Here is a 685-nt window from a genome sequence, read left to right as displayed (position 1 = left end):
AGCCAGAGCCAGAGCCAGAGCCAGAGCCAGAGCCAGAGCCAGAGCCAGAGCCAGAGCCACAATTAACGACAAGTCATTATTCAAGCTACGCCGAAATACGCGCTGCAGAATTTGAAGTGCCGAATCTTGAGGATGTTCAGAAACTTCTGAGTCGTTTAGAAGCGACTAATGTTGTCGATGAGCTGAATCTAGATGAGTTGATGGATCGGAACACACAGCAAATTGCTCAGCAGGCAGACATGCAAATGTTTGACGCTGCAGTAGAGTCTGTTCAAGTGTCTGTAGATCCTGAAATTCAAGATTGGGATCTTCCAGAACCTGATTTATCAATTGCTGTAGAGCCACCTGTTGAATCGCAGCAAATTGAAGAGTTACAAGCTGAATCGCTGGAGACGGAGCAAGTAGAAGTTAAGGCTACTGAACCCGATCTTGAATCTCCTCAAATTGAGCCATTTACCGAACTTGAAACTCAAGCTGGTGGAGCCGGTCAGTTTACATCATGGGAAACGACGGCTAGAACTGAAGATTTTCAAGTGCTGTATTTTGATGTGAACGGTGTGACGTTTGCTGTGCCACTTGATGAGCTCGGGGGTATTCATCGCCTCGAAGAGTTAAGTCATATTATTGGCAAACCTGCTTGGTATTTGGGGTTGCAAACTAATCGAGATAGTAAGCTAGACGTGGT

The 685-nt window shown here is 46.0% G+C and carries 1 pseudogene; it reads left to right on the top strand.

Annotation, left to right across the window (positions count from 1 at the left end):
• Positions 1-685, top strand: a pseudogene (locus AB4653_RS28360) (chemotaxis protein CheW); the annotation flags it as partial.

The organism is Vibrio sp. 10N.222.48.A3 (assembly GCF_041475345.1).
Taxonomy (GTDB): Bacteria; Pseudomonadota; Gammaproteobacteria; order Enterobacterales; family Vibrionaceae; genus Vibrio; species Vibrio tasmaniensis_A.
Note: the sequence above shows the minus strand (reverse complement) of the source record. Positions and strands in the feature narration are given on the sequence as shown.